Genomic DNA, 23,118 nt, shown 5'->3' with positions numbered 1-23,118 from the left:
GAAGCGGGGCTGAAACGCGCGGCTTCGAACATGACGTCACCGCAACAGGAGACGACCATGAACCGCAAAGCCCTCTTTCCCCTGAGCCTGCTGACCGCCGCGCTGCTGATGGCCGGCAGCTCCCAAGCCCAGACTGCCCCGACCAAGAAAGAAGCCCTGGCTGCTGGCCTGATCATCAAGTTCCGCGATGGCCAGCGTGCCCCCGCTGCCGCCAAGGCGGCCGTGCAGGGCTTCCGCGCCATGGGGGAGGCCCGTGGCCATCGTGTCGCTTTCGACCGCGAAGCTGCGTTTGGCAAGCGCGTGATCCGTCTGGCCAAGTTCGTGCCAGCGCGTGAGCTGCAGCAGTTGATGCAGGACATCAAGAATTCCGACGCCACCATCGAGTCTGTGGCCATCGACCATGTGGCCCGTCCGTCGATGATCCCCAACGATCCGGGTTGGTCTGAGCAGTGGGACATGTCCGATCCGGTGGGGGGCATCAACGCCCCCAAGGCCTGGGACATCAGCCAGGGCTTCGGTCAACGCGTGGCGGTGCTGGACACCGGCGTGCTGCCTCATGCCGACATTGCCGCCAACCTGCTGCCGGGCTACGACATGATCTCCGACAGCGAGCGCGCCAACGACGGCGGTGGTCGCGACAGCAATGCCAGCGACCCCGGCGACTGGGAAGCTGCTGGCGAGTGCGGCTTCTGGGACCCGCCGCCAACAGCACCTGGCACGGCACCCATGTGGCCGGCACCATCGCTGCGGTGGGTAACAACAGCTTTGGCTACACCGGCGTGGCCCCCAAGACCAAGATCGTGCCGGTGCGCGTGCTAGGGCGTTGCGGCGGCGCCGAATCGGACATCGCCGACGGCATCGTCTGGGCGGTCGGCGGCAAGGTGGGCAGCCTGCCCCTGAACGCCAACCCGGTGCGCATCCTCAACCTCTCCTTGGGCGGTGAACACAGCTGCAGCAGCACTTACCAGGACGCCATCAACTACGCCCGCAATCTCAAGGCGCTGATCGTGGTGTCTGCGGGCAATGACAAGCAGGACGTCAGCGAGCAGGCGCCGGCCAACTGCAGCGGGGTGATGGCGGTGGCCGCCACCAACAAGCTCGGCGCCAAGGCGGACTATTCCAACTTCGGCAATGGCGTGGACATCGCGGCTCCGGGCGGCGACAGCACGAACGGCGGCGTCTGGTCGCTGGGCAATATGGGCACCAAGGGCCCGACCACGGATGGCTGGAGCCGCAAGAGCGGCACCTCAATGGCCGCTCCTCATGTGGCCGGCGTGGCGGCCCTGATGCTGGCCACCAACAGCCTGCTGCAGCCCAGCGACACGGCCTATCTGATGAAGACCACGGCGCGCAGCTTCCCGGGCACGTGCACCGATTGCGGTACCGGCATCGTGGATGCCGAGGCGGCAGTGGCCGCCGCCAAGTACTTCCGCTACGAAGTGGAACCCAACGACAGCATGGCCTCGGCCCAGTATGTGAACCTGACCGGCAAGGCCCGTGTACTGGGCACCCTGCAAGCGGCCTATCCGGAAAAGGTGGACATCTACTCGATGTACATCCCTGCCGGCCACACCCTGGTGACCCAGCTGCGCATGTTGAGCTTTGACATCAACTTCACCGGCAGCATGGAGCTGATGGATGCCACCGGCAAGGTGTTGAAGAAGAGCGTCATGGTGGCCGGTCATCCCGAGGCCAACTACTACAACGGCACGGGCGCTGGCCTTTCGGTCTACCTGAAGGTCAAGGGCAGCAGCTCACAAATGCTGTCCACCGGCGAGCGCCTCTACGAGATGCGCAGCTGGCGCAACAGCAACACCTGGTGATTCGTGCAGCACCGCCCCCACCAGGGCGGCGCCCAGCACCACCCAGACGGCCCGCCGCGGCCAGCGCCACAGCGCCAGCCCGCACAGCACCGCAAGCCCCAGGGCCGCCGCATCCCAGTGGCCCTGGGGCTTGAGCGTGTGTTGGCCCAGGAACAGGGCCAAGTCCGCCATCACCCCCACCACCGCCGCGCCGATGGCCCGCAGCGGCCCGGCCAAGACCGGCAACTGGCGGCTGCGCTCCACCCACGGGGCGCCCACCAGGATGAAGACAAAGCTGGGCAAGAAGGTGAAGAAACCCGCCACCGCGCCGCCCAGCAGACCCCAGACCAGCGGGTCGGCGCCAGTCTGCTGCCAGGCCGCCACGAAACCGATGAAGACCAGCACGATCACCAAAGGGCCCGGCGTGGTCTCACCCAGGGCCAGCCCATCCATCAACTGGGCCGTCGTGATCCAGCCCTGCTGCTGCACCACCGCCTGCGCCACAAAGGGCAGCACCGCATAGGCACCACCAAAGGTCAGCAGCGCCGCCTGGGTGAAGAAGCCGGCCAGCTGTGGGAAAAAGCCCTGCAGACCCTGCCAGGCCACCAGCAAGCCCATCGGCAAAGCCCAAAGCAGCACACCCAGACCCAGCACCCCGACCGTGCCGCTCGGGGCCGGGCTGCGGGACGTGTCCACCGCAACCGCCTTGGGGAGCGCACCCCAACCCCTATGTGCCGCCACGGCACCCAGCGCCGCCGCCAGCAAAAGGATGAGCGGGAAGGGCAGCCCCAGGCGCAGCAGCACCAGGGACTCCAGGGCCACAAACAGCCACAGCCGATGCTGCAGACTCTTGCGCCCCATGCGCCACAGCGCCCAGACCACCAGGGCCAGCACCGCAGGCTTGAGCCCTGCCAACACCCCCTGCATCCAAGGCTGCTGGCCCTGGGCCATATAGAGCCAGCCCAGGCCCAGCATCAGGCCCCAGGCCGGCAGGATGAAGAGCAGGCCGGCCGCGATACCCATGGCCCGGCCATGCAACATCCAGCCCAGATAGGTCGCGAGCTGCTGGGCCTCCGGCCCGGGCAGCAGCATGCAATAGCCCAGCGCATGCTGAAAACGCGCCTCGTCCACCCAGCGGCGCCGCTCCACCAGCTCGCTGTGCATCAGCGCGATCTGCGCCGCCGGCCCGCCAAAGCTCACCAGCCCCAACCAGGCCCAGAAGCGGAGGGCTTGCGCGCGAGTTGGCGTCCTCACCACCAGTTCCAAAACAGGAGCAGCAGGAGCAGACCCAACCCGACCCAGGGATTGAGCTCGGGTTTCTCTTCATCCTTGAACAGGCGATGGACCCGGGCCAGTTGGGTGTCCTGCCAGTCCCGGACTCTGCGTGGCCGCTCCAATACCTGCGCCCGATGCCGCGCCGCCAACAAGCGACGCTCGGTTTCGGCGTCCCGGACCTGGGCTTCGGCCTCATCCAGCAAAGCATTCAGGTTCAACCACGAAGGCGCCCAGGCATCTTGTCCGCACTGAGCGCAGGTGGGCTCGCGGTTGGGATCAAGTGCAGCGCCACAAGCCACGCAGGACCAGGTCAGCGGATGCGCCCCTTGCTTTGGGGCAAGCGCATCGCATTGCGGCCTGCGCGTCAACGCATGGGCCAGGCGGGGCAGGTCCAACAACAACATGGGGGACTCACAAAAGCGGCAGGCTATTGCCTCGCCTTCAGCGGGTGCCCCACAGTTCAAGCACTCCCACTTCCAGTGCCCTTGGCGAATCAGCGCTCGATCGGCTGGTCCCACTTGTCGCACCAAACCGCGCTCGGCCATCACACCGACATGGCTGTGCGCATGCCCATGACCTTGCGGGCACTCCTGAGCCGTGAATTCGCCGTAGCGGCTACGGTTCAACACCGTCTTGAGGCCAACGCTGCAATGTGGGCAGTTCAGTCCCTCTGGTCGTGCCGGCGGCAGGGCCAGGCCCATGCCCTGCTGCAACTCGCGCAGCAAATGGATCCATCCCAAACCCGCCAGCTGCACCGACTCCAGCTGATCGAACCACACCAGACGACAAGCCCGGCAATGGTCCACCTCCACCACCCGTCCATCGTGCGCCGCCAACAGCAGGGCGTCCATGCGATAGCGGCAGCGTGGGCAATGGGGGGTCATGCCGCGCATTCTGGGTGAAGGCGATGACGGGCTTGCGGCAGCCCGGCGAACCCACGTCGCACTCAGACGTGGGCCAATACCTCGCGCGCCGCCCGCTGGCCCGAGATCACCGCCGCATGCGCCGTGCCGAAGTGCTCGACCCCCGTGGCCTCGCCGGCAAAGAAGAGCCGCCCGTTCAGGGCCGAACCCAGGTCGCGGCGCGATTGCGGGGTCGAGCCCAAAGCGGCGAAGGAATAGGCGCCGCGCGCGAAGGGATCGCTGGCCCAGCGGGTGATCTGCGCGCTCTCGGGCTCGGGAATGCGGTCGCCGTACAGATTGCGCAGGGTGTCCATGGCGCTGGCCACGATCTGGGCGTCGCTCAGCCCTTCGATGGCACGGCCGCGATCGGCGGCATTGAAGCCCAGCAGCACCGGCTTGTTGAGCGCGCGCTGCAGGCTCAACCACTCCGTCCACTCACCCGGGCGCTCGGCCACCACCTCCAGCCAGTCGACTTGGGCATCCCAGAACACGCGCGGGAAGCGCAGGTAGCACTTGTTCAGCACCCCCATGCCCAGGGCCGCGATGGCGGCGCGCTTGGGTGCGGGCAGTTCTGGCACGAAGCGCACCGAGCCCGCCTGCAGCACCCCCAGGGGCAAGGTCACCACCACCTGGTCGGCCGTGAACTCGGCCCCCCCTTGGACGCGCACCCTCACCGACGCGCCCTGCCAGTCGATCTGCTGCACCACCTGGCCGGTGCGGATGCTCAGGCCCTGAGCCAAAGCGTCGGTGATGACGCGAAAACCCTGCGCAAAGACCACGTCTTCGCCCTCGAACTCTTCGGCGCTGTCAAACCAATGGGCGGAAAGCTGGGCCGCGCTGCCGGCGTATTCCTGCTCGATGCTGCCGCTCAGCAGGAAACGCAGCATGCGCTCATCCTGCGTGCCCTTGCCGGCCGCCGCGAGCAGGGGACCGGCGACGTCCATCACCGAACGATCCGGATCCAGCTTCTGCGCGGCCTTCAGGGCCGCGTTCAGTTGTTCACGAAAGAGCTCCAGGCGAGCCGTCTGCGCCGCCGTCAGCTCCTCGCCCTCAGAGTCGAAGGCGATGGATCGTTCATAGCTGGTGCTCACACGCTGCGCCTGCACGCCTTCGGCCAGTGCCGTGAGTGGGTTGCCACGCGTGCCGTGAATCCACGAGGCGCCCAGGTCCAGCGGCAGGTCAGGCCACTGCTGGCTGGTCCAGATGCGGCCGCCAATGCGGTCCCGGGCCTCCAACACCAGCACCTCCCGGCCCTGGCGCTGCAGTTCGCGCGCGGCGGTCAATCCGGCCAGGCCAGCGCCAATGACCAGCACCCTGCGTTTGGACGGTTCGGCTGCCGTGGCATCGCTGCCCCCGCCGCCGCAGGCGCTCAGCGCCAAGCTGCCGCCAATTCCTTGAAGCCACTCGCGTCGCTGCATGCCCATCTCCGTCCCCCGTGACGGCCGCATGATGCCGACTCAGCGCAGCAGGCGCGCTCGGGTCAACGCCTGTTGCCAAACTTGCTCGGCATCGCCCTGCAGGGGTTCGGGCACAAAGGCTTCGCGGGGTCGGCCATCCACATGGGCCAGGGTCTCGGTGGGGATGCGCACCGTAATCCCGCTCAGCGGCAGGCGCTCTTCGCCCAAAGCACCCAGCAAACCCGCCATGGGCTGACCCAACACCGGCGCGCCGCGTGCGGCGTTCAGACCAATGGCCAGACCCTCGCCCATGCTGCCCGTCCACGGCCCCACCAGCACCAGGACGGGGCGCTCGGGCAGGGGCTGGCGCGGCAGCACCCATTCAGTCCACACACGGCGCACACCACCGCGTCCTTCGGCCACCGCCTCATGCTGTTGATAGGGGCGCGGCGCCGTCACCAAGCGCCCCATCAGCCCGCGCGCCACATGGCTGTTGCCGCCGCTGGGGGTGTCGCGCAGGTCCAGCACCAGGGCACCAAAGGGGCCCAGTTCGGCCAGGGCCTGGTCGAAAGCCTCGATCAAACCGTTCTGACCCAGGCTGTTGTGGATGCGCACCCAAGCCACATCGCCCTCGCGGCCATGGCTCAGCAGGCTGGCGGCTTGGGGCTGGTGGGGGCGCCAAATCAAAGTCTGGGAACCCGCCGGCGTTTGGCGCTGCAGGCTCATTTCCTTCTGTTCATGACGGCCGGCCAGCACCTGCTGCAGCGCCCAGTCCCAGGCCAAATCATCACCCTCGCCGCGCGGCAGACGCGCGCGGGCTGCCGCCCGCAGGGCCTGACCCTTCACGCTCAGTACCCGATCGCCCGGGCGCAGGCCCGCCGCCCAAGCAGCCGAGGGCTGGCGCACCGCCACCAATTCCGCCACCTCGCCCCGCCAGCGGGCGCGCAAGTCGCTCTGGCTGGGAATCAGGCGGGTCGAGACCGGGGTGTTGGTGGAGAGATGTGCATGGGCATCGGCCAGCTCATCCAGCGCCGCTTCCAGATGGGCGATCCAAGCGCCACGGCTGCCCGCCTGCAGCGCGCGGGCCCGGTGCTGCGCACAGGCGGCCGGCCAATCCAGTTGCGGGCGCCGCGGCCAGTAGGCGTAGTCCTGCTGCACGAACTCGCAAAAGCGCGCGAAGTCGGGGTCATGCTTCTGGCCGTACTCGGTCGCAGCAACAGGGGACGTCAGGCTGGCCAAGGTCAGCACCAGGGCGGGGAGCTTGAAGGGCATAGGGCGCAGTATCTGCAACACCCGGGGGGGCGGCAGAAGTCAGTCCCCTCAGCGTTTGGGCGCCAAGCCCATGTCATCCAGACGCAGCAGGATGTCGCTGCGTTGCTCGCGCTTCACCTGCTGCCAATGGCAATCCTGCTGCGCCCCGAGCAGGGCGTAGAGCAGATTCAAACTCGCGCCGGGCTGCCGGCGTTTCAAATCGGCATAGACCACAAAGGCATCGCGCTGGCGCAGTTGCGCGCCCGTGTGAATGCCCAACTCCGCCAACCAGAGCCGGCTCTTGGGGCCCAGGTTCAGCAGGCCATCCCCCATGGCCGCGCGCTTTACTTCTTGCTCTTGGCGCCCGACTTCTGGGGCGCGGGGGCCGGCGCGGCGTCGGCCTTGGGTTGATCTCCCAGCACCGATTTAAGCGGGCAGACCTTGAAGGCCGGGCACTTCTGGCAGCCGGCAACGACGGCGATGGGGCAGATGGTCATGAGTGATCCTGTTTGAGCGGGGACAAACCCGGCGCCTTGTTTGCCGCGGCCGGCCATGCCAGTATCCAGCCCATCCCTGCACTGGAGTTGCGCATGTTTTCCCTGTCTGCCGGCACCTGGTTGATCCTGGCCGTGGCCCTGGGCCTGCTGTGGGCGCTTTGGACGAGTTGGAGCGGCGGCTGGCTCAAGCGCTGGATGACCGAGCGCAGCCTGCGCGCCGCCGAGCAGTTCCGTCAGCCCCATGCCGTGGTGGAACCCCCCGAGCAGCACCGGGCGCCGGCGGCCCACCACGGTCCGGTTTCAGGCGCCGGCAACGCCAAGGGGCAGAACCCCCAGCAGCACCGCAGCGGGCAGCGCCATCACTGATGGAACAGATCTTCGCGCAGGCCCTTGTAGGGCGCGTAGAAGGCCCGCAACTTGGCGATATCGGCCTCCACATCGCCACTGGGCCAGAAGATCGGCCCCAGGCCCACGCGCTTGCCGCCGAAATCCAGATAGCTCGGAATGATGGGTAGCTGGGCGCCCTCGGCGATGCGATAAAAGCCCGTCTTCCACTCCCGCACCAAGCTGCGCGTGCCCTCGGGGGCGATCAACAACTGCAATGCACCCGGGGCGTGCTTCAGCGCCTCCACCGACGCAGCCACCAAATTGCGGCGCTCGTCGCGCACCACCGCGATGCCGCCGAACCAGCGCATCAGCGGCCCCCAGGGCCATTTGAAGATGCTGGCCTTGCCCATCCAGCGCACATTCAGGCCGAAGGCGAAGCCGGCCATCATCATGTAAGGCATGTCCCAATTGCTGGTGTGGGGCGCGGCGATCATCACGCAGCGTGCGGCCTCAGGGGGCAGCTGGCCCTCGATCTTCCAGCCTTTGAGCCGGAAATAAAGCCGGCTCAGGCCCGCCATCAGCGGTCGGATGAGGGGGGTGTTGAAAAGGGTGCGCTGGACTTTCATCGCCAGATTTTCCCTGCTGGGGGAAGATGTGCCCCTTTCTCTGATCAAGATTTCTCACCATGGGCAACCGACTCACTCAAATTGCGACCCGCACCGGCGACGACGGCACGACCGGCCTGGGCGATGGGCGTCGGGTGGCCAAGTCCGATCTGCGCGTGGCCGCCATGGGCGATGTGGACGAGCTGAACTCCCATCTCGGCGTGCTGCTCTGCGAGCCGCTGCCGGACAAGGTGCGCGAGCTGCTGGTGGTGGTTCAGCACGAGCTTTTCAACCTGGGTGGCGAGCTCTGCATGCCCGGCTACAGCCTGCTCAAGGATGAAGCCGTGCTGCGCCTGGATGAAGCCCTGGCCGAGCACAACGCCGCGCTGCCGCGCCTGCAGGAATTCATCCTGCCCGCCGGCACCCGCAGCGCCGCCCTGGCCCATGTGGCACGCACCGTGGCGCGCCGCGCCGAACGCGCCGTGGTGGCCCTGACGAACGCCGAGGCACCCGGCCAAGTAAACGCCGCGCCGCGCCAGTTCCTGAACCGCCTCAGCGACCTGCTCTTCGTACTGGCCCGCGTGCTCAACCGCGCCAACCTCGATGGCCTGGGCGGCGACGATGTGTACTGGAAGAGCGAGCGCCTGGCCCGTGCTCAAGCCGAAGACGCCTCTGCAGACGGGCAAGGCAGCTGATGTCCTTCGCCACCCTGGGCCTGAGCCCCGCCCTGCTGCACGCCGTTCGCACCGCCGGCTACCACGCGCCCACGCCGATCCAGGCACAGGCCATCCCGGCCATTCTGGAAGGCCGCGATGTGCTGGGCCTGGCCCAGACCGGCAGTGGCAAAACCGCCGCCTACGCCTTGCCCCTGCTGCAAGCCCTGCAGCAGCGTGCCGCCCCGGCCGGCCCCGGCAGCCCCGCCCTGCTGGTGCTGGTGCCCACGCGCGAACTGGCCCTGCAAGTGGCCGAGACCTTGCGCGAGCTGGCGCAGGCCCTGCCGCAGCGGCTGCGCATCGCGCTCGCCTTTGGCGGCGTCTCCATCAACCCGCAGCTGATGGCGCTGCGCGGCGGCAGCGACGTGCTGGTGGCCACCCCCGGCCGCCTGCTGGACCTGATCGAACACAACGGCCTGCATCTGCGCGGCCTGCGCACCCTGGTGCTGGACGAAGCCGACCGCCTGCTGGCCACCGGCTTCGAAGAGGAATGGCAACGCATCCAGGCCTTGATGCACGGCGCACGTCAGACCCTGCTGTTCAGCGCCACCTTGCCGGACAAGCTCAAGGCCCTGGCCCAGGGCCTGCTCAACGAGCCGCTGGAAATCCACGAGACCCAGCAGCTCGCCGCCATCCACCAACGCGCCCTGCAGGTGGACGCCGCCCAGCGCACGCCGCTCTTGCGCCATCTGCTCAAGACCCAGGACTGGCAACGCGTGCTGGTCTTTGTGGCCACCCGCTACGCCACCGAGCACGTGGCGGCCAAGCTCTGGGACGCCGGCTTTCAATCGGCCGCCCTGCATGGCGAACTGAGCCAGGGCGGCCGCCGTGAGGTGCTGGATGCGCTCAAAGCCGGCAAGGTCAAGGTGCTGGTGGCCACCGACGTGGCCGCGCGTGGTCTGCATATCGACGCGCTGGACGCGGTGGTCAATTACGAGTTGCCGCGCTCGCCCGCCGACTACACCCACCGCATCGGCCGCACCGGCCGTGCCGGCGCCAACGGCGTGGCGGTGAGCTTCATCTGTGCCGACAGCGCGACCAATGCAGAGTCGCATTTCCGCGTGATTGAAAAGCGCCAGGGCCAACGCCTGGCGCGCGAGCAGCTGCCGGGCTTCGAGCCCAAGGCGCTGGCCAGCGAGGTGCAGGCGACGGGGGGTATCAAGGGCAAGCGGCCGAGCAAGAAGGACAAGCTGAGGGCAGCGGGTTTGCTGCCGCCTGCTCAGTCGTAATTCGGTGCAGCCCGTGGGGTCTTCAACCCCACGCCCCGACCCCTTTCTCTTTGCTTCGCCAAAGAGAAAGGGGGAAAGAGAAAGGCGACCCCCGATGCCGGCGCCGCTCGCCTGCGGCGAGCGGTTCCCTGTGGTGCTCGAAGGCCAGGCCCGGCGCGGAACGCACTCCGTTCGCTGCGCTCACTGCGTTTGAACGGCCGCGCCGAGTCAGTTCACGTGGCGCGCTGACGCGCGCTGGCCTGTCCTTCTGTGCTCCTCGGCTTGGCATAGGGGGACCCCCAACAGCCAACAGCCGAATACCGAACAGCCCGCACTTCAATCAGTCGCTCCGTTTCCCGGGGTCCCCTATGCGCTGCCGAGAAGCACAGCGACTGGGGGCGTGCGCGCCAGCGCACTTCCACTTCTAGCTCGGGGCGGCCGTTCAAACGCAGTGAGCGCAGCGAACGGAGTGCGTTCCGCCCCGTGCCCTCAGGCGCGAGCATCGCAGGGGACCCCAGCCAAAGGCTGGGGCTGCGCATCGGGGTCGCCCTTCTTTGCCTACTTTCTTCGGCGAAGCGAAGAAAGTAGGTCGGCCGCCGGGCCGAAAGCCGAAGGCTTCGGCGAAGCCAAATCCCGGCGGGCTGGTCCGACCTGAACAGTCCAGGGCTACAAGGCCGCCACCGCCTCCCTCAACCGCCGCGCAAACGCCTCCTTCAAGCCGCGTGGCGCCAGCACCTGCACCTGCCCCGCATGCCGCAGCAAGTCCATCAGCAGCTCGGTCGCATCCACATAGGGCAGGCGCAATAGCAGGCTGCCGTCGGCCTCGCGCTCGGCTTCCTGCGCCGGGTGCCATTCCTCCTGCGCCACCCAGGCCGCCGCCTCGGGGCTGAAGCGCAGCTCGGCCCATTGCTCGGTGCCACCGGCAAAGATGCCATAGCCCCGGTCCAGTTCGGCCTCCAGGGCCTTGAGCGACAGGCGCTGGGCCTTGGCCTCCTGCAATCGCGCTGCCTGCATGGCATCCAGCGCAAAGCGGCGCAGGCCCTCGCTCTTGTGACACCAGGCGTCCAAATACCAGGCATGGCGGTAATGCACCAGACGCTGGGGCGACAGCGAGCGCGTCTCTACCGCCGCCCCCAAGCCCCCGCTGCGCTTGCGGTAGTCAATCTCCAGCCGTCGGCCTTGAAGCACCGCGCTGCAGACCGCTTCGAAATGCGCAGTGTTGGCGCGCCGTCGGGCCGTGCTGATCAACTTCACGCGCCGCTGCAATTCGCGCGCCTCTTTCTCGTCCAGGCCGAGCATCGCGTGGATGCGCTCGAACATCGGCGCCAGATGGCGGCCCAGCAACTCGCCCTCGTCCAGGCCTTCCAGCATCTGGTGCAGGGTCAAAAGCGCATGCAGCTCGTGCTCGCTCAGCCACACCCCGGGCAGCTCATGCTTCACGCCGCGCCACTGCTCCTGCGCAAAGCGGTAGCCGCGGCTGAAGGCGTCCCATTCGATGGGCGCTCCCAAGCGCTCGCGCAGGTATTGCAGATCGCGCTTCAGCGTGGCGGGCGAGACCTCCAATTCGCTCAGCAGCGTGTCAAAGCGCACGCTGCCGCGCGAGCGGATCAGCATCTCGATCTTGTAAAAGCGCTCGGTGCGGTCCATTGTTAAGGCGTGTAACAGGTTCGGTGTTTTCACCAGGATTTTAGGTGGCTCACTCCATGAGCTACATGGGTCTCAAACTGAATCCATCCAAGCCGGAGACCGACATGCACAAGCCCCACGCCCTGCGCCGCTTCACCCCCGCTACCACCGAGGCCCAGACCGACCTGGCTTTCGATGTACCGCTGGCGACCGCCCCCGCCCTGGTGGCACCGCAGCTGCAGGACGCCGACCCCGTCGGGCTGCAGCTCGGTCGCGATCACGCGCGCTTCCATGTCGCCCTGCCCTCCGGGCATCTGCATCCGGCCTCGCCGCTGTTCCAAGGCTTTCATGCTGCCTTGCAAGCCGGTGCCTCGGCGCGCCAGCGCGAAGTGGCCGCCGGCACCCGCGCCTGGCTGGCCCTGCGTCTGCAGGCCTGGGCCGCCGGCCTGCCCTATGAAGATCAGCTGCTGACCCCGCACTACCTGCGTCAGCTGCGCCGCAGCCATTGCCCGGTGACGCGCGCCGCCCTGCACGACGAAATCGGCCACCCACAACAACGCGTCTGGGCCCGCCTGCGCCAGGACCTCGGCTTTGCCGCCGGCCATCTGGTGCAACTGAGCCTGACCGCCGAGCGCGCCCTGCAAGGCCGCGACGCCGCCAGCCTACAAGCCGTGGCCGACCGCCTGCAGCGCGACGGCGGCACGGAAGCCGGTCTGGACGCTGCTGCCTGGGGTCGCCTGGCCGCCCTGGTGCGCCTGGTCACTCCCGAAGCGCAGCCGCTCGAGGCCATGCCGGTGCTGCCCTGCAACCGCCTGCGTTTGCTGAACCCGGCCCAGGCCCTGCAAGCCTGGGTGGCACGCCAGCTGCCCCTGCCCGGCTGGGCCGCACGCGGCACCGCCCTGCACGACGCCCTGCCCGGCATCCCCGCCCGCCAGGCCGCCCGCGCCCTCTGGGCCGCCTTGGCCCCGTTCGCGCTCACGCTCAACCAGCTACAGGGCCAGGAACTGCACTGGGCACTGGAAGACCTGTGGCTGGACACCCGTGTGCAGCGCCGCTGGATGCACCTCGTGGCCCTGGTGCCCACCCAGGCCATCGAGGCCCTGATGCTGCGCCTGCCCGCCCCGGCCGGTTGCCATCTGGAACACCACGCCGAGGCCGGCGCCACCGAGGGCTGGACCGAACTGCACTAAGACTTGCCCTGGCGCCGCTCAAGGCGAAATCAAGGTCCAACACCAGCGATCCACCGAGCCATTGGCCTCGGCTCAAAGCCCCTTGTAGGCGCGAATCGAGCGGATCAATCCTTGGTCGTCAAAACCCAGCACATCCACCACGCGCAATTCATGCTGCCGGTCCACGCGGATGAGCAACTCGGCAGCCACGGCCTCGGCGCTTTCATGCACGGCCAGCACCTCGATCTGCAACTCGCGCACCGCGTCGAAGTTCTTCTGCGTCTCGGCCAAGGCGGCCGCTTTGCCCTGCACCGCTAGGTTCCAGTCACACAGCGAAATGTCTTCGGCAAACATCATTTCAATGGCGCCGAGGTTTTTGGCGGCGTAGGCCTTGAGGTAGGCCATCAGCGCTTGTTTGTGACGCTGCAAAACCATCATGAATATCTATTCAGTCGAAATATGAAAATCACAACTCATCGGAAAACAGCACTCACTGGGCTTTGTCCTGCTGCCTCAACAAGTAATCAACTTTCTTCTCAAGTCGAAGATTGCTCGCACCCATGAAATACAAAATACAGAAATAGTTGACCAAAGGAATTAAACCGAGAATCGTCCAGAGGCTGACATTTCGGCCTTTGTCCTTGGCCAACAGATGAGAAACGATTCCCAGCGGCAGCGTCATCAGCAGCAGAGGCAACAGGGAAAAGATGGTTGTTTCTGGTGTTGAATACATAGACCTTAGATAGCTCTTCTAAGAACAGATTGAATGAAATTGACGTTTGAATTCAGCGGCCAAACCAGCGAAGCTGGTGCAGGTCCGCTGCAATGAAAGGTTGGGCGTCATTTGCAGTGAGATTGAGCCTCATTTTCTGTGCGAATTTCTACGCCTTTGCAGAAATAGTAGGGAGTCACACACTGCAAGTACGTACGACCAAGGGCCTTCAATTCGGTTTTTTGTGAAATTACGCCTGGCGTTCCGGCATTCAAGGTCGTAACACATTCGGCGTGCCGACCCTTCACGATCTCCTCGCACTTATCAGGAGAAACGTTATGATTTTTTTGGGCATCAGCGCAAGTCCTCAGAGCAGTATCCCGCAATAGCGTAAACGCAGCTCGCTTAGGAAAAGGCTTGGTTTCGACTGTAGAAAGGCTGTAGCGGGCACGGTCAAAATGCTCGATTGCGGGCTTGTATCCATAGTATGCGATGGCACAGAAAACCAAGAGGGTGAAGATCTTATTCATGCGACTAGGAGTATTACGTCCAACGTGTTTTCGGGAGACAGCCGCTGCTGTTGAATTCGGCACGCTGCTGTTGAAGTAGGCGCCCGCAGTCGATCCAAAGTGTTTGATTTGGCACAGCTTTTTCCTCCCCTTGTCCGCTTTGCGCGGCCCTAAAAAAATCCGCGAAAAGCGGCGCCTTGTTACAAGCTCTTCGGCTTCTGGGTCGGTCCGCTGCGGTGGCCGGCATGCTAGCCGGGGCCCCATGAAGGGCTTGGGAGGGTTTGTGCGGCCACGCATCGCAAGTGGTGCGGGAACAAAACGCCCCCGATGCGCGAGCGCTCAAGGGGTCATCGATAGATCGGTCGGGGCGGCCGAATCAGCCCGGCAGGCCCGGTGTCAGCCGCTCCACGCTGCCATCCTGCGCCTGTAGGCCCACAAAGTAGCCCTGGCGAATGTAGAACTGGGCCCAGCTTTGGGCGGCGGCCTTGCTGGGCAGCCAGGGGGCGGTCTTGTCCACGGTCATGCGTTTGCCCGTGCGCTCGTAGAAGACCAATTTCCACATCCCTTCGGGACGTGCCGTACCCAGTCGATTGCCCATAGCCCTGTCGTCTCTGCGGGCCGCACTCTACCAACGGGAAATGGTCATCGCTGCCAGCGCAGCGTGACATTGTTCAGAACAGGGCCTTGCTTTCCATCAAGGCCTTGCGGTATGCCCGCGCGGCCTTGGGCCATTGGGCAAAGGGCAGGGCTTGCAGGCGGTCTGCCAGGGCAAAGGTGATGGGGGCGCCACTCAAGGGCTCGGCCAGGTGGTGCTGGATGTCCCGGCGCATTTGCAGCCACAGATGGGCGGTGGTTAGTGCATCGGCCAGGGCGCGGTGGGCGCGGCCCTGGTGGGGCAGTTCATGGAACTGGGCCAGGGTGCCCAGCTTGTGATTGGGCGCCTGCGGGTAGAGCCGACGCGCCAACTTGACCGTGCACAGCCGGGGCGGCTCCGCGTGGGCGGTGCATTGTTCGCTGTCAGCGCGCAGCATTTCATCGCGCCAGAAGGCGGCGTCAAAGCTGGCGTTGTGGGCAATCAAGGGGCAGGGCGGGTGGCGCTCGGCCAGGGTGCGCATCACCGTGGCGGAAGGATTGGCGCTCGCCAACATGCGCTCGGTGATGCCCGTGAGTCGCTGGATGAAGGGCGGGATGGGCACGCCGCTGTGCATCAGCTCGGCGTGCTGGTCCACGATCTGATCGCCCTGCACCCACACCACGGCCACCTCGGTAGCCCGTGCGCCGTGGGCCGGGCCCATGCCGGTGGTTTCAAAGTCCACCACGGCCATCAGTTCGCAAGCGCCCCAAATCAAGGGTGGGGGCCCTCCGGAGGCCGTGCGCGGCCCGTGGCGGGGTACTTCAGCGCGTTCTTGGCCAGTTTGGCTTCGCAGGCGGCTTCCAAATCGATGCCGGTCTCGCGCGCCAAGTGCAGCAGGTACATCAGGACATCGGCCATTTCGTCGGCCACCTGGGAGCGTCCCGGCTCTTCCTGGGTCAAGGCAAGGGCTGTTTCGGGAGGGCACCACTGGTAGCACTCGACCAGTTCAGCAGCCTCGACGGACATCGCCATCACAAGGTTCTTGGGGTTCAGATAGGGCAGCCAGGCGCGCTCGTCGGCGAAGGCCTGCAGGCGGCTTTGCCAGTTCAGAAGGTCCATGGCGGCTCGAAAAGTTGCGCGTTGTTATTCATCTTTGGTTTTAAAGTTTCAAAGTAGTGTTCGTAGTAGAGGCGGCCGGCTTCTGTGGATAAGTCAAAAAACGCTTGTCCGACAAGGGTTTGACTGCGATTTTCGGCTGTGGGCGGCGGCTCGGATTGAAAGCCGGCTGGGGTACAACAACTCGGGCGAAACGCTCCAGCCTGTGGATAAGCCGATGCTTGTTCGCGATCAGTCCACAGGCTTGTTCAGATGCAGCTTGGGCGCCACGTCAAAGCTGGGCAACTCGGGGCGCTGGGCCTCGGCTTTGGGCAGGGGCTGCACCTCGCGCAGGCTGGCCAGGCAGCGGCGGGTGAGTTCCTGGTAGGTGGCGGTGCCCTCGGCCTTCCAGGCGATTTCCTGCTCGCTCAAGGGGCGCAAGACCTTGGCCGGGCTGCCGACGATGAGGTGGCGGGCCGGCAACTCGCGCCCGGCGGGCACAAAGGCATGGGCGGCCACGATGGCAAATTCGCCCAGCACCACTTCGTCCATCAGCACGGCGTTCATGCCCACCAGGGCGCCCTGGCCCACGGTGCAGCCGTGCAGGATGGCGCCGTGGCCCACATGGCCGTCGCGCGCCACGCGGCAGACGTTTTGCGGAAAGCCGTGCAGCACGCAGCAGTCCTGCACATTGGCGCCTTCCTCGATGACGATGCGGCCGAAGTCGCCACGCAGACTGGCATTGGGGCCGATGTAGGCGCCCGCGCCGATGTGCACGTCGCCAATCAGGACGGCCGTGGGGTGGACATGGGCGCTGGGGTGGACGACGGGGATCACGCCGTCAATGGCATAGCAGGGCATGGCAGAACCGGATGGGAAGTGGGGAGCTCAGCCTTTATCATCGACCGACCGGTCGGTCAGGCGGGTGACCCCAATGAGGCAAGGTAAGGCGCAAGCATCGCACCGTCCATTGGTTTTTCCCCAGCTTGTCCCGCCGCCATCCCCGCAGAACCCCAAGGCTGCCCACAGCCTTATCCACAGAGCCCCCGGAGCCCGTCCATGGCCGAGCCGCTGATCCAGATCGAACGTGAAGAGAACATCGCCATCCTGCGGCTGAACCGTCCGCAGGCCCTGAACGCCTTCACGGCGGACATGATGGTGCAGATCCGCGAAACCCTGGATGCCCTGGGTGCTGACGCGGGCGTGCGCGCCATCCTGATCACCGGCGAGGGCCGGGCCTTCTGCGCCGGGCAGGACCTGAGCGACCCCTTCGTGGCCCCGCCGCCCCCGGGTGGTAAGCCCAAGGACATCGGTCACCTGATCGACCATTACTACATCCCCATGGCCCTGGCCCTGCGCCATTGCCGCGTGCCCACGGTGTGCGCGGTGAACGGTGTGGCAGCCGGCGCGGGCATGAGCTTTGCGATGGGCTGCGACCTGGTGTTCGCCAGCGACGCCGCCGTCTTTGTGCTGGGCTTCAACAAGATCGGTTTGATCCCCGACGCCGGCGCCACCTGGCTGCTGCCGCGCCTGGTGGGCCGCGCCAAGGCGATGGAGATGGCCCTGCTGGGCGACAAGCTCAGCGCCACCGATGCCGAGTTGCTGGGCCTGGTGGCCCGCACCGTGCAGGCCGACCAGCTCTTCAGCGCTGCCAAGGCTGCCGCCCTGCGTTTGGCCGCCCTGCCCACCAAGGCCCTGGTGGAAACACGCCGCCTGTTCGACGAAGCCCAGCGCAGCGACTTTGAACCCGCGCTGCGCGCCGAAAGCCGTGCGCAAAGCCAGCTCGGGTTTGCGCAGGACTACAGCGAGGGCGTGAACGCCTTCATGCAGAAGCGCGCCCCTCGCTTTCAAGACCGCTGATGGACGCCCAGCAACTGGCCCAAGCCGTGGCTGAAGGCATGTGGGCGCAAGACCGCGCCTCGCAGGCCTTGGGCATGCAGTTGGGTGCCGTGGGCCCGGGCACGGCCGCCATCACCATGACGGTGCGGCCCGACATGCTCAATGGCTTTGCGCTCTGCCATGGCGGGCTGATCGGCACCCTGGCCGATTCGGCCTTTGCCTTTGCCTGCAACAGCGGCAATCAGCTCACGGTGGCCTCGGGCTACAGCATCGACATCTCGGCCGGCGCGCGCGCCGGCGATGTGCTGACGGCCCAGGCCCGCCGCATCGCGGCCACCGGCCGCACCGGGCTGTACGACGTGCAGGTGCGCAACCAGCGCGATGAATTGATTGCCGAATTTCGCGGCCGCGCCTATCGCCTCAAGGGCCAGCGCGTCGTGGCCGAACTGCCTGTGGAAGGAGAACTCTGATGTACACCCAATCCCTGAGCCTGGACCAGGAAAAGCAGCTGGCCCAGGCCACCGCCGAAGAGCAGGCGCGCGAGGCGGCCTTTCAGGCCCGCATCGACGCCGGCGAATACATCGAGGCCAAGGACTGGATGCCGCCGGCCTACCGCAAGACCCTGGTGCGCCAGATCAGCCAGCACGCGCATTCCGAAATCGTCGGCATGCTGCCCGAGGGCAACTGGATCAGCCGCGCGCCCAGCCTGAAGCGCAAGGCCATCCTGCTGGCCAAGGTGCAGGACGAAGGTGGCCACGGCCTCTACCTGTACGCCGCCGCCGAGACCCTGGGCACCAGCCGGGACCAGATGCTCGACGCCCTGCACAGTGGCAAGGCCAAGTACAGCTCCATCTTCAACTACCCCACGCTGACCTGGGCCGATGTGGGCGTGATCGGCTGGCTGGTGGATGGCGCGGCCATCATGAACCAGGTGCCGCTGTGCCGCTGCTCTTACGGGCCCTATGCCCGCGCCATGATCCGCGTCTGCCGCGAGGAAAGCTTCCACCAGCGCCAGGGCTACGAGAGCCTGCTGGTGATGATGCAGAGCGGCACCGAGGCCCAAAAGGCCATGGTGCAGGACGCCGTGAACCGCTGGTGGTGGCCGTCCATCATGATGTTCGGCCCGCACGACAGCGAGAGCCTGCACAGCGAGCAAAGCATGCGCTGGGGCATCAAGCGCAACAGCAACGACGAGCTGCGCCAGAAATTCGTGGACGCCACCGTGGACCAGGCCAAGGTGCTGGGCATCACCTTGCCCGACCCCGACCTGAAGTGGAACGAAGCGCGCCAGCACTGGGACTTCGGCCGCATCGACTGGGACGAGTTCTGGCGCGTGGTGGGCGGCGACGGCCCCTGCAACCGCGAACGCCTGGCCACCCGGGTGCAGGCCTGGGAAGACGGCGAGTGGGTGCGCGAGGCCGCCCTGGCCCACGCCAACAAGCACGATCAACAAAAGGAAGCAGCATGAGCAAGACCGCAACCCAAAACGAGTGGCCCCTGTGGGAAGTGTTCGTCCGCAGCAAGAGCGGCCTAGACCACAAGCATTGCGGCAGCCTGCACGCCCCGGACAGCGCCATGGCCGTGCAGATGGCCCGCGAGGTCTACACCCGGCGTCAGGAAGGCGTCTCGATCTGGGTGGTGAAGAGCGAGCACATCGTCGCCAGCGACCCGGCCGAGAAGGGCCAGCTCTTCGAGCCCGCCGACGACAAGATCTACCGCCACCCGACCTTCTACAAGCTGCCGGCCTCGGTCGACCACATGTAAGGCCGTGGCCATGAAACTCTCCAACACCCCCGCGCAGCGTTACCTGCTGCGCATCGCCGACGCCGCCTTGATCCTGAGCCAGCGCAACGCCGAATGGTGCGGCCATGGCCCCATCCTGGAAGAGGACCTGGCCCTGAGCAATCTGGCCCTGGACCATCTGGGCCAGGCCCGCGCGCTGCTGACCCATGTGGGCAAGACCGATGGCCTGGATGAAGACCAGCTGGCCATGCTGCGCCTGGAGCAGCAGTTCCTGAACCCGGTGCTGTTCGAGCTGCCGCATGGTTTGCACGGCCAGCGCGACTTCGCCTTCACCGTGCTGCGCAATCTGGCCGCCGCCACCTGGTTCACCTTGCTGTGGCAGCGTCTGCTGGACAGCAGCGATGCCGAAGTGGCCGCCATTGCCGAGAAGAGCCTGAAGGAAAGCCGCTACCACCTGCAGCACGCCACCGACTGGACCCTGCGTCTGGGCGACGGCACGGCCGAATCCAAGGCTCGCATGCAGGCCGCGCTGGAACGCCTGTGGCCCTATGTGGGCGAGCTGTTCGAGGCCGATGCGGTGGACGCCGCCGCCGAGGAAACGAAGCTCGGCCCCAGCTGGGCCAGCCTGCAGATGGAATGGCGCGCGCAAATGAACGCGGTGCTGGGCGCGGCCACGCTGACGGTGCCGAAGGACTGCGCCAACGCCCACCGCGGCCGGGTCGGCATTCACAGCGAGCACCTGGGCCATCTGCTGGCCGAGATGCAATACCTGCAGCGCGCCTACCCGGGCGGCACCTGGTGAATTTGGTGGCCAAGAGCGAACGCTGGCAGCAGGCCTGGGGCCGGCTGGCGGCGGTGCTCGACCCCGAGGTGCCGGCGCTCTCGCTGGTGGAGCTGGGCATCGTGCGCGAGCTGCGCGAAGAAAGTGACGGCGGCTTCACCGTGGTGCTCACCCCCACCTACAGCGGCTGCCCGGCCACCGAGCTGATCGAGGACGAGGTGCGCGCCGCGCTCACCGACTTCGCCCCCCTGCGCATTGAGCAGCGCCGCAGCCCGGCCTGGACCACGGACTGGATCAGTGCAGAGGCCCGCGAGAAGCTGCGCCAGTACGGCATCGCGCCCCCGAGCGGCATGGCCGCCGTGAGCCAACCCTTGCGCATGCACCAGGCCATTCCCTGCCCGCGCTGCGGCTCGCCCAAAAGCGAACGCCTGTCCGCCTTCGGCTCCACCGCCTGCAAGGCGCTTTACCGCTGCACGGCCTGCCGCGAACCCTTTGAATACTTCAAGCCCATCTGATCATGAGCCTTCACTTCCATGAGCTGAAAGTCGCCGCCGTCGAGCCCGAAACCGATGAGGCCGTGGTGGTGCGCTTCGAGCTGCCTGCTGAACTGCGCGAGACCTTTCGCTACACCCAGGGCCAGTACCTGACCCTGCGCGCCACCGTGAATGGAGAAGACCTGCGCCGCAGCTATTCCATCTGCGCCGGCGTGCAGGAACAGACCCTGCGTGTGGGCGTGCGCAAGGTGGCCGGCGGCAAGTTCAGCCACTGGGTGAACGGCAGCCTGAAGGCCGGCGACAGCCTGCAAGTCTTTCCGCCCCAGGGCCGCTTCTTCGTGCCGGTGGCCCCGAGCGAGGCGCGCCACTACGTGGGCATCGCTGGCGGCTCGGGCATCACGCCCATCCTTTCCATCATGAAGACGGTGCTGGCCGCTGAGCCGCAGAGCCGCTTCACCCTGCTCTACGGCAACCGCCGGGTGCAGTCCACGATGTTCAAGGACGAGATCGAGGACCTGAAGAACCAGTACATGGGCCGCCTGGCCATCCACGCGGTGTTCAGCGACGAAGCGGTGGAGTCTGACCTTTTTGCCGGCGTGATGGACCGTGCCAAGGTCGCTGCCTTTCTGAAGACCCTGGTGCCGCCCGCCAGCATCAGCCACGCCTTCATCTGCGGCCCCTTCCAGATGAACGACGAGGCCGAGGGCGCGCTGCTGGACGCCGGGGTGGAGAAAGAACGCATCCATGTGGAGCGCTTCGGCACCCCCGAAATGGTGGCCGGCCAGCCGGCGCCGCATGAGGTCAAGCCCGGCGACGTGGCCCAGGCCCAGGTGACGGTGATCCGCGACGGCTTTACCCGCGTGATCGAGGTGCTGGGCTCAGACCCCAGCCTGCTGGACGCCGCGGCCCGCGCCGGCATGGACGTGCCCTACTCCTGCAAGAGCGGCGTGTGTTCCACCTGCCGCTGCAAGGTGCTGGAAGGCCAGGTGCGCATGGACCGCAACTTCGCGCTGGAAAAGCACGAGCTGGAGGCCGGGTTTGTGTTGGCGTGTCAGGCGCATGCGCTCACTCCGACGGTGACGCTGAGCTTCGACGAGCGGTGAGCGCGCCCAATCCCCGCGAGCAGGACATCCTGGCGGTCTCCGCCCGCCTGTTCGCCCAGCAGGGCTACCCCGGCACGGCGATGAGCCAGTTGGCCGAGGCCTGTGGCCTGAGCAAGCCGGCGCTGTATCACTACGTGCCGGACAAGGCCGAGTTGCTCGCACGCATCTGCGAGGCGCATGTGGAGAAGCTCGCGGCCTTGGTGCGCGAGGTGTTGGCGCAGCAGTTGGCCCCCGAGGCCCAGCTGCGCGCCCTGGTGGCGCGCTTTCTGGCCGTCTACACGGCCGCGCGGCATGAGCATCGGGTGCTGACCGAGGACCTGAAGTTCCTGCCCGAGCCCCGCCAGCAGCGCATCCGCGAGCTGGAGCGCGAGGTGGTGAACGGCTTCGCGCAAGCCCTGGCCGCACTGAAACCGGGCCTGGAGGCCGCGGGCCTGGCCAAGCCCGTGACCATGCTGCTGTTCGGCATGATCAATTGGACCTACACCTGGCACCGGCCCGAGGGCGCCTTGAGCGACGCCCAGTTGGCCGAGGTGGTGGCCCAGCTCTTGCTGGGTGGTTTGCCGGCGGTGGCGGCATGAGCGCGACGGCATCGGTGCGCCGCCTGGGCCCGGCCGAGGTCGAGGCTTATCGCGCGCTGATGCTCGAGGCCTATGGCAACGACCCCGAGGCTTTCACCTCCAGCGTGGCCGAACGCGCCGCCCTACCGCTGAGCTGGTGGGAAAACCGTCTGGACCCCGCCCCTGATGCCCAGGAGATGAACTGGGGTGCTTTTGTGGACGGGCAGTTGGTCGGCGTGGTGGGTCTGGGCTTCATGCAACGCGAGAAGGAACGCCACAAGGCGCATCTATTCGGCATGTATGTGCAGCCGGCGCAGCGCGGCTTGCGCCTGGGCCGCGCGCTGGTGACTGCCGCGCTCGAAGGCGCCCGCGCGCGCAACGGCGTGCGCGTGGTGTCGCTGACCGTGACCGAGGGCAATGCGCCGGCCGAGGCCTTGTATGCGCGGTGCGGGTTTGAGCGCTTTGGGGTGGAGCCGATGGCGGTGTGCATTGCTGGAAGGGATTTCAGCAAGGTGCACATGGTGTGCAAGTTGGAGTCGGGCGCTTGAACCAGCGCGGGCTCACTGAACCCCAGCCCGCCGGGATTCCGGCCCGGCGGCCGGGTTACTTTCTTTGCTTCGCCAAAGAAAGTAACCAAAGAAAGGCGACCCCGATGCGCAGCCCCTTGGCTTCGCCAAGGGGTCCCCTGCGATGCTCGCGAGCCAGAGCCGGCGCGGAACGCACTGCGCTCGCAAGCTCGCTCCGTTTGAACGGCCGCGCCGAGTCAGTGCTTGAAGCGCGCTGCGCGCGCGCTCTGGCCCGCTGTGCTTCTCGGCAGCGCATAGGGGACCCCGGGAAACGGAGCGATCTGTCGCAGTCCGGGCTGTTCGGCTGTTGGCTGTTTGGGGGTCCCCCTATGCCAAGCCGAGGAGCGCAGAAGGACAGGCCAGCGCGCGTCAG

30 protein-coding genes are annotated in these 23,118 nt (G+C 66.7%); 15 read left to right on the top strand and 15 right to left on the bottom strand.

All coding sequences use genetic code 11. The annotated features are described in order from the left end of the window. Window positions 1-57: 57 nt before the first annotated feature. Both FF090_RS19440 and FF090_RS00620 read left to right on the top strand, forming a co-directional pair. Window positions 58-819, top strand: coding sequence for a S8/S53 family peptidase (locus tag FF090_RS19440; protein ID WP_246071477.1), 762 nt, complete (start codon window positions 58-60; stop codon window positions 817-819). Further along, window positions 729-1,823 (top strand): S8 family serine peptidase, encoded by a 1,095-nt coding sequence (locus tag FF090_RS00620; RefSeq protein ID WP_310732996.1) that lies wholly within the window; start codon window positions 729-731, stop codon window positions 1,821-1,823. The genes FF090_RS19440 and FF090_RS00620 overlap by 91 nt, the downstream gene beginning before the upstream one ends. Here the strand turns inward: FF090_RS00620 and chrA are convergent. From chrA to FF090_RS19025, 6 genes are all read right to left on the bottom strand, one after another. Then, window positions 1,755-3,056 (bottom strand): chromate efflux transporter, encoded by a 1,302-nt coding sequence (gene chrA / locus FF090_RS00615; RefSeq protein WP_246071476.1) that lies wholly within the window; start codon window positions 3,054-3,056, stop codon window positions 1,755-1,757. The genes FF090_RS00620 and chrA overlap by 69 nt on opposite strands. Continuing rightward, on the bottom strand, window positions 3,053-3,961 hold the full coding sequence (locus FF090_RS00610) for a TFIIB-type zinc ribbon-containing protein (protein WP_175423449.1): 909 nt from the start codon (window positions 3,959-3,961) through the stop codon (window positions 3,053-3,055). The genes chrA and FF090_RS00610 overlap by 4 nt, the downstream gene beginning before the upstream one ends. 62 nt (window positions 3,962-4,023) lie before the next feature. After that, complete coding sequence (locus FF090_RS00605) at window positions 4,024-5,397, bottom strand: flavin monoamine oxidase family protein (protein ID WP_138854884.1); 1,374 nt, start codon at window positions 5,395-5,397, stop codon at window positions 4,024-4,026. A gap of 39 nt (window positions 5,398-5,436) precedes the next feature. Next, window positions 5,437-6,648 carry a S41 family peptidase gene (locus tag FF090_RS00600; RefSeq protein ID WP_138854883.1) on the bottom strand — a complete coding sequence of 404 codons (1,212 nt, stop codon included), beginning with the start codon at window positions 6,646-6,648 and terminating at the stop codon, window positions 5,437-5,439. 48 nt (window positions 6,649-6,696) lie between these two features. Next, the gene (locus FF090_RS00595) at window positions 6,697-6,960 is read right to left on the bottom strand and encodes a TfoX/Sxy family DNA transformation protein (RefSeq protein WP_138854882.1); all 264 of its coding nucleotides are present in this window, start codon (window positions 6,958-6,960) and stop codon (window positions 6,697-6,699) included. 11 nt (window positions 6,961-6,971) lie between these two features. Next, the gene (locus FF090_RS19025; RefSeq protein WP_175423448.1) at window positions 6,972-7,124 is read right to left on the bottom strand and encodes a hypothetical protein; all 153 of its coding nucleotides are present in this window, start codon (window positions 7,122-7,124) and stop codon (window positions 6,972-6,974) included. Between the two features lie 93 nt (window positions 7,125-7,217). On the opposite strand from FF090_RS19025, the gene FF090_RS00590 reads away from it, so the two are divergent. Further along, window positions 7,218-7,490: a hypothetical protein gene (locus tag FF090_RS00590; RefSeq protein WP_138854881.1), complete on the top strand. Its 273-nt coding sequence runs from the start codon at window positions 7,218-7,220 to the stop codon at window positions 7,488-7,490. Here FF090_RS00590 and FF090_RS00585 read toward each other — a convergent pair. Continuing rightward, window positions 7,484-8,077, bottom strand: a complete 594-nt coding sequence (locus tag FF090_RS00585; protein WP_138854880.1) for a lysophospholipid acyltransferase family protein — start codon at window positions 8,075-8,077, stop codon at window positions 7,484-7,486. The two genes, FF090_RS00590 and FF090_RS00585, sit on opposite strands and share 7 nt — an antisense overlap. A 59-nt stretch (window positions 8,078-8,136) precedes the next feature. Between FF090_RS00585 and FF090_RS00580 the strand changes: the two genes are divergently transcribed. Continuing rightward, window positions 8,137-8,751 carry a cob(I)yrinic acid a,c-diamide adenosyltransferase gene (locus FF090_RS00580; RefSeq protein ID WP_138854879.1) on the top strand — a complete coding sequence of 205 codons (615 nt, stop codon included), beginning with the start codon at window positions 8,137-8,139 and terminating at the stop codon, window positions 8,749-8,751. Next, window positions 8,751-9,998: a DEAD/DEAH box helicase gene (locus tag FF090_RS00575; RefSeq protein WP_175423447.1), complete on the top strand. Its 1,248-nt coding sequence runs from the start codon at window positions 8,751-8,753 to the stop codon at window positions 9,996-9,998. The genes FF090_RS00580 and FF090_RS00575 overlap by 1 nt, the downstream gene beginning before the upstream one ends. 645 nt (window positions 9,999-10,643) lie before the next feature. On the opposite strand, the gene FF090_RS00570 is transcribed toward FF090_RS00575, so the two are convergent. After that, window positions 10,644-11,624 carry a helix-turn-helix transcriptional regulator gene (locus tag FF090_RS00570; protein ID WP_138854878.1) on the bottom strand — a complete coding sequence of 327 codons (981 nt, stop codon included), beginning with the start codon at window positions 11,622-11,624 and terminating at the stop codon, window positions 10,644-10,646. A gap of 104 nt (window positions 11,625-11,728) precedes the next feature. Between FF090_RS00570 and FF090_RS00565 the strand changes: the two genes are divergently transcribed. Further along, window positions 11,729-12,793: a hypothetical protein gene (locus FF090_RS00565; protein ID WP_138854877.1), complete on the top strand. Its 1,065-nt coding sequence runs from the start codon at window positions 11,729-11,731 to the stop codon at window positions 12,791-12,793. Between the two features lie 72 nt (window positions 12,794-12,865). On the opposite strand, the gene FF090_RS00560 is transcribed toward FF090_RS00565, so the two are convergent. The 7 genes from FF090_RS00560 to FF090_RS00530 form a co-directional block, all read right to left on the bottom strand. Then, on the bottom strand, window positions 12,866-13,210 hold the full coding sequence (locus tag FF090_RS00560) for a nuclear transport factor 2 family protein (protein ID WP_138854876.1): 345 nt from the start codon (window positions 13,208-13,210) through the stop codon (window positions 12,866-12,868). A gap of 52 nt (window positions 13,211-13,262) precedes the next feature. Continuing rightward, entirely contained in the window at window positions 13,263-13,469 is a 207-nt protein-coding gene (locus FF090_RS00555; RefSeq protein WP_138854875.1) for a hypothetical protein, read from the bottom strand. A 143-nt stretch (window positions 13,470-13,612) separates the two neighbouring features. Further along, window positions 13,613-14,014: a hypothetical protein gene (locus FF090_RS00550; RefSeq protein WP_138854874.1), complete on the bottom strand. Its 402-nt coding sequence runs from the start codon at window positions 14,012-14,014 to the stop codon at window positions 13,613-13,615. Between the two features lie 355 nt (window positions 14,015-14,369). Then, complete coding sequence (locus FF090_RS00545) at window positions 14,370-14,591, bottom strand: hypothetical protein (protein WP_138854873.1); 222 nt, start codon at window positions 14,589-14,591, stop codon at window positions 14,370-14,372. A gap of 73 nt (window positions 14,592-14,664) precedes the next feature. Further along, window positions 14,665-15,342, bottom strand: a complete 678-nt coding sequence (locus tag FF090_RS00540; protein ID WP_246071475.1) for a 3'-5' exonuclease — start codon at window positions 15,340-15,342, stop codon at window positions 14,665-14,667. Continuing rightward, on the bottom strand, window positions 15,339-15,686 hold the full coding sequence (locus FF090_RS00535) for a nucleotide pyrophosphohydrolase (protein ID WP_138854872.1): 348 nt from the start codon (window positions 15,684-15,686) through the stop codon (window positions 15,339-15,341). Before FF090_RS00535 ends, FF090_RS00540 begins: the two co-directional genes overlap by 4 nt. Window positions 15,687-15,914: 228 nt before the next feature. After that, a complete protein-coding gene (locus FF090_RS00530) occupies window positions 15,915-16,523 on the bottom strand; it encodes a phenylacetic acid degradation protein PaaY (protein WP_138854871.1) in 609 nt (202 codons plus the stop codon). 198 nt (window positions 16,524-16,721) lie between these two features. Between FF090_RS00530 and FF090_RS00525 the strand changes: the two genes are divergently transcribed. Genes FF090_RS00525 through FF090_RS00485 form a run of 9 tightly spaced genes read left to right on the top strand, consistent with a single transcriptional unit; the run spans window position 16,722 to window position 22,727 of the window. Further along, entirely contained in the window at window positions 16,722-17,522 is an 801-nt protein-coding gene (locus tag FF090_RS00525) for an enoyl-CoA hydratase-related protein (protein ID WP_138854870.1), read from the top strand. Continuing rightward, window positions 17,522-17,971: a hydroxyphenylacetyl-CoA thioesterase PaaI gene (gene paaI / locus FF090_RS00520; protein ID WP_138854869.1), complete on the top strand. Its 450-nt coding sequence runs from the start codon at window positions 17,522-17,524 to the stop codon at window positions 17,969-17,971. Before FF090_RS00525 ends, paaI begins: the two co-directional genes overlap by 1 nt. After that, window positions 17,971-18,969 (top strand): 1,2-phenylacetyl-CoA epoxidase subunit PaaA, encoded by a 999-nt coding sequence (paaA, locus tag FF090_RS00515; RefSeq protein WP_138854868.1) that lies wholly within the window; start codon window positions 17,971-17,973, stop codon window positions 18,967-18,969. The genes paaI and paaA overlap by 1 nt, the downstream gene beginning before the upstream one ends. Further along, complete coding sequence (gene paaB, locus FF090_RS00510) at window positions 18,966-19,265, top strand: 1,2-phenylacetyl-CoA epoxidase subunit PaaB (RefSeq protein ID WP_138854867.1); 300 nt, start codon at window positions 18,966-18,968, stop codon at window positions 19,263-19,265. The genes paaA and paaB overlap by 4 nt, the downstream gene beginning before the upstream one ends. 10 nt (window positions 19,266-19,275) lie before the next feature. After that, entirely contained in the window at window positions 19,276-20,046 is a 771-nt protein-coding gene (gene paaC, locus FF090_RS00505) for a 1,2-phenylacetyl-CoA epoxidase subunit PaaC (RefSeq protein WP_138854866.1), read from the top strand. Beyond that, window positions 20,040-20,540: a 1,2-phenylacetyl-CoA epoxidase subunit PaaD gene (paaD, locus tag FF090_RS00500; RefSeq protein ID WP_375137415.1), complete on the top strand. Its 501-nt coding sequence runs from the start codon at window positions 20,040-20,042 to the stop codon at window positions 20,538-20,540. The genes paaC and paaD overlap by 7 nt, the downstream gene beginning before the upstream one ends. A 2-nt stretch (window positions 20,541-20,542) precedes the next feature. Further along, on the top strand, window positions 20,543-21,622 hold the full coding sequence (gene paaE, locus FF090_RS00495) for a 1,2-phenylacetyl-CoA epoxidase subunit PaaE (protein ID WP_138854865.1): 1,080 nt from the start codon (window positions 20,543-20,545) through the stop codon (window positions 21,620-21,622). Then, window positions 21,619-22,200, top strand: a complete 582-nt coding sequence (locus tag FF090_RS00490; RefSeq protein ID WP_138854864.1) for a TetR/AcrR family transcriptional regulator — start codon at window positions 21,619-21,621, stop codon at window positions 22,198-22,200. Before paaE ends, FF090_RS00490 begins: the two co-directional genes overlap by 4 nt. After that, a complete protein-coding gene (locus FF090_RS00485; RefSeq protein ID WP_138854863.1) occupies window positions 22,197-22,727 on the top strand; it encodes a GNAT family N-acetyltransferase in 531 nt (176 codons plus the stop codon). Before FF090_RS00490 ends, FF090_RS00485 begins: the two co-directional genes overlap by 4 nt. The last annotated feature ends 391 nt before the right edge of the window (window positions 22,728-23,118 follow it).

The sequence above is a fragment of the Inhella inkyongensis genome, assembly GCF_005952805.1.
In the GTDB taxonomy this organism is placed as follows: domain Bacteria; phylum Pseudomonadota; class Gammaproteobacteria; order Burkholderiales; family Burkholderiaceae_C; genus Inhella; species Inhella inkyongensis.
The sequence above is the reverse complement of the archived record's forward strand: the minus strand, read 5'-3'. Positions and strand labels throughout refer to the sequence as shown.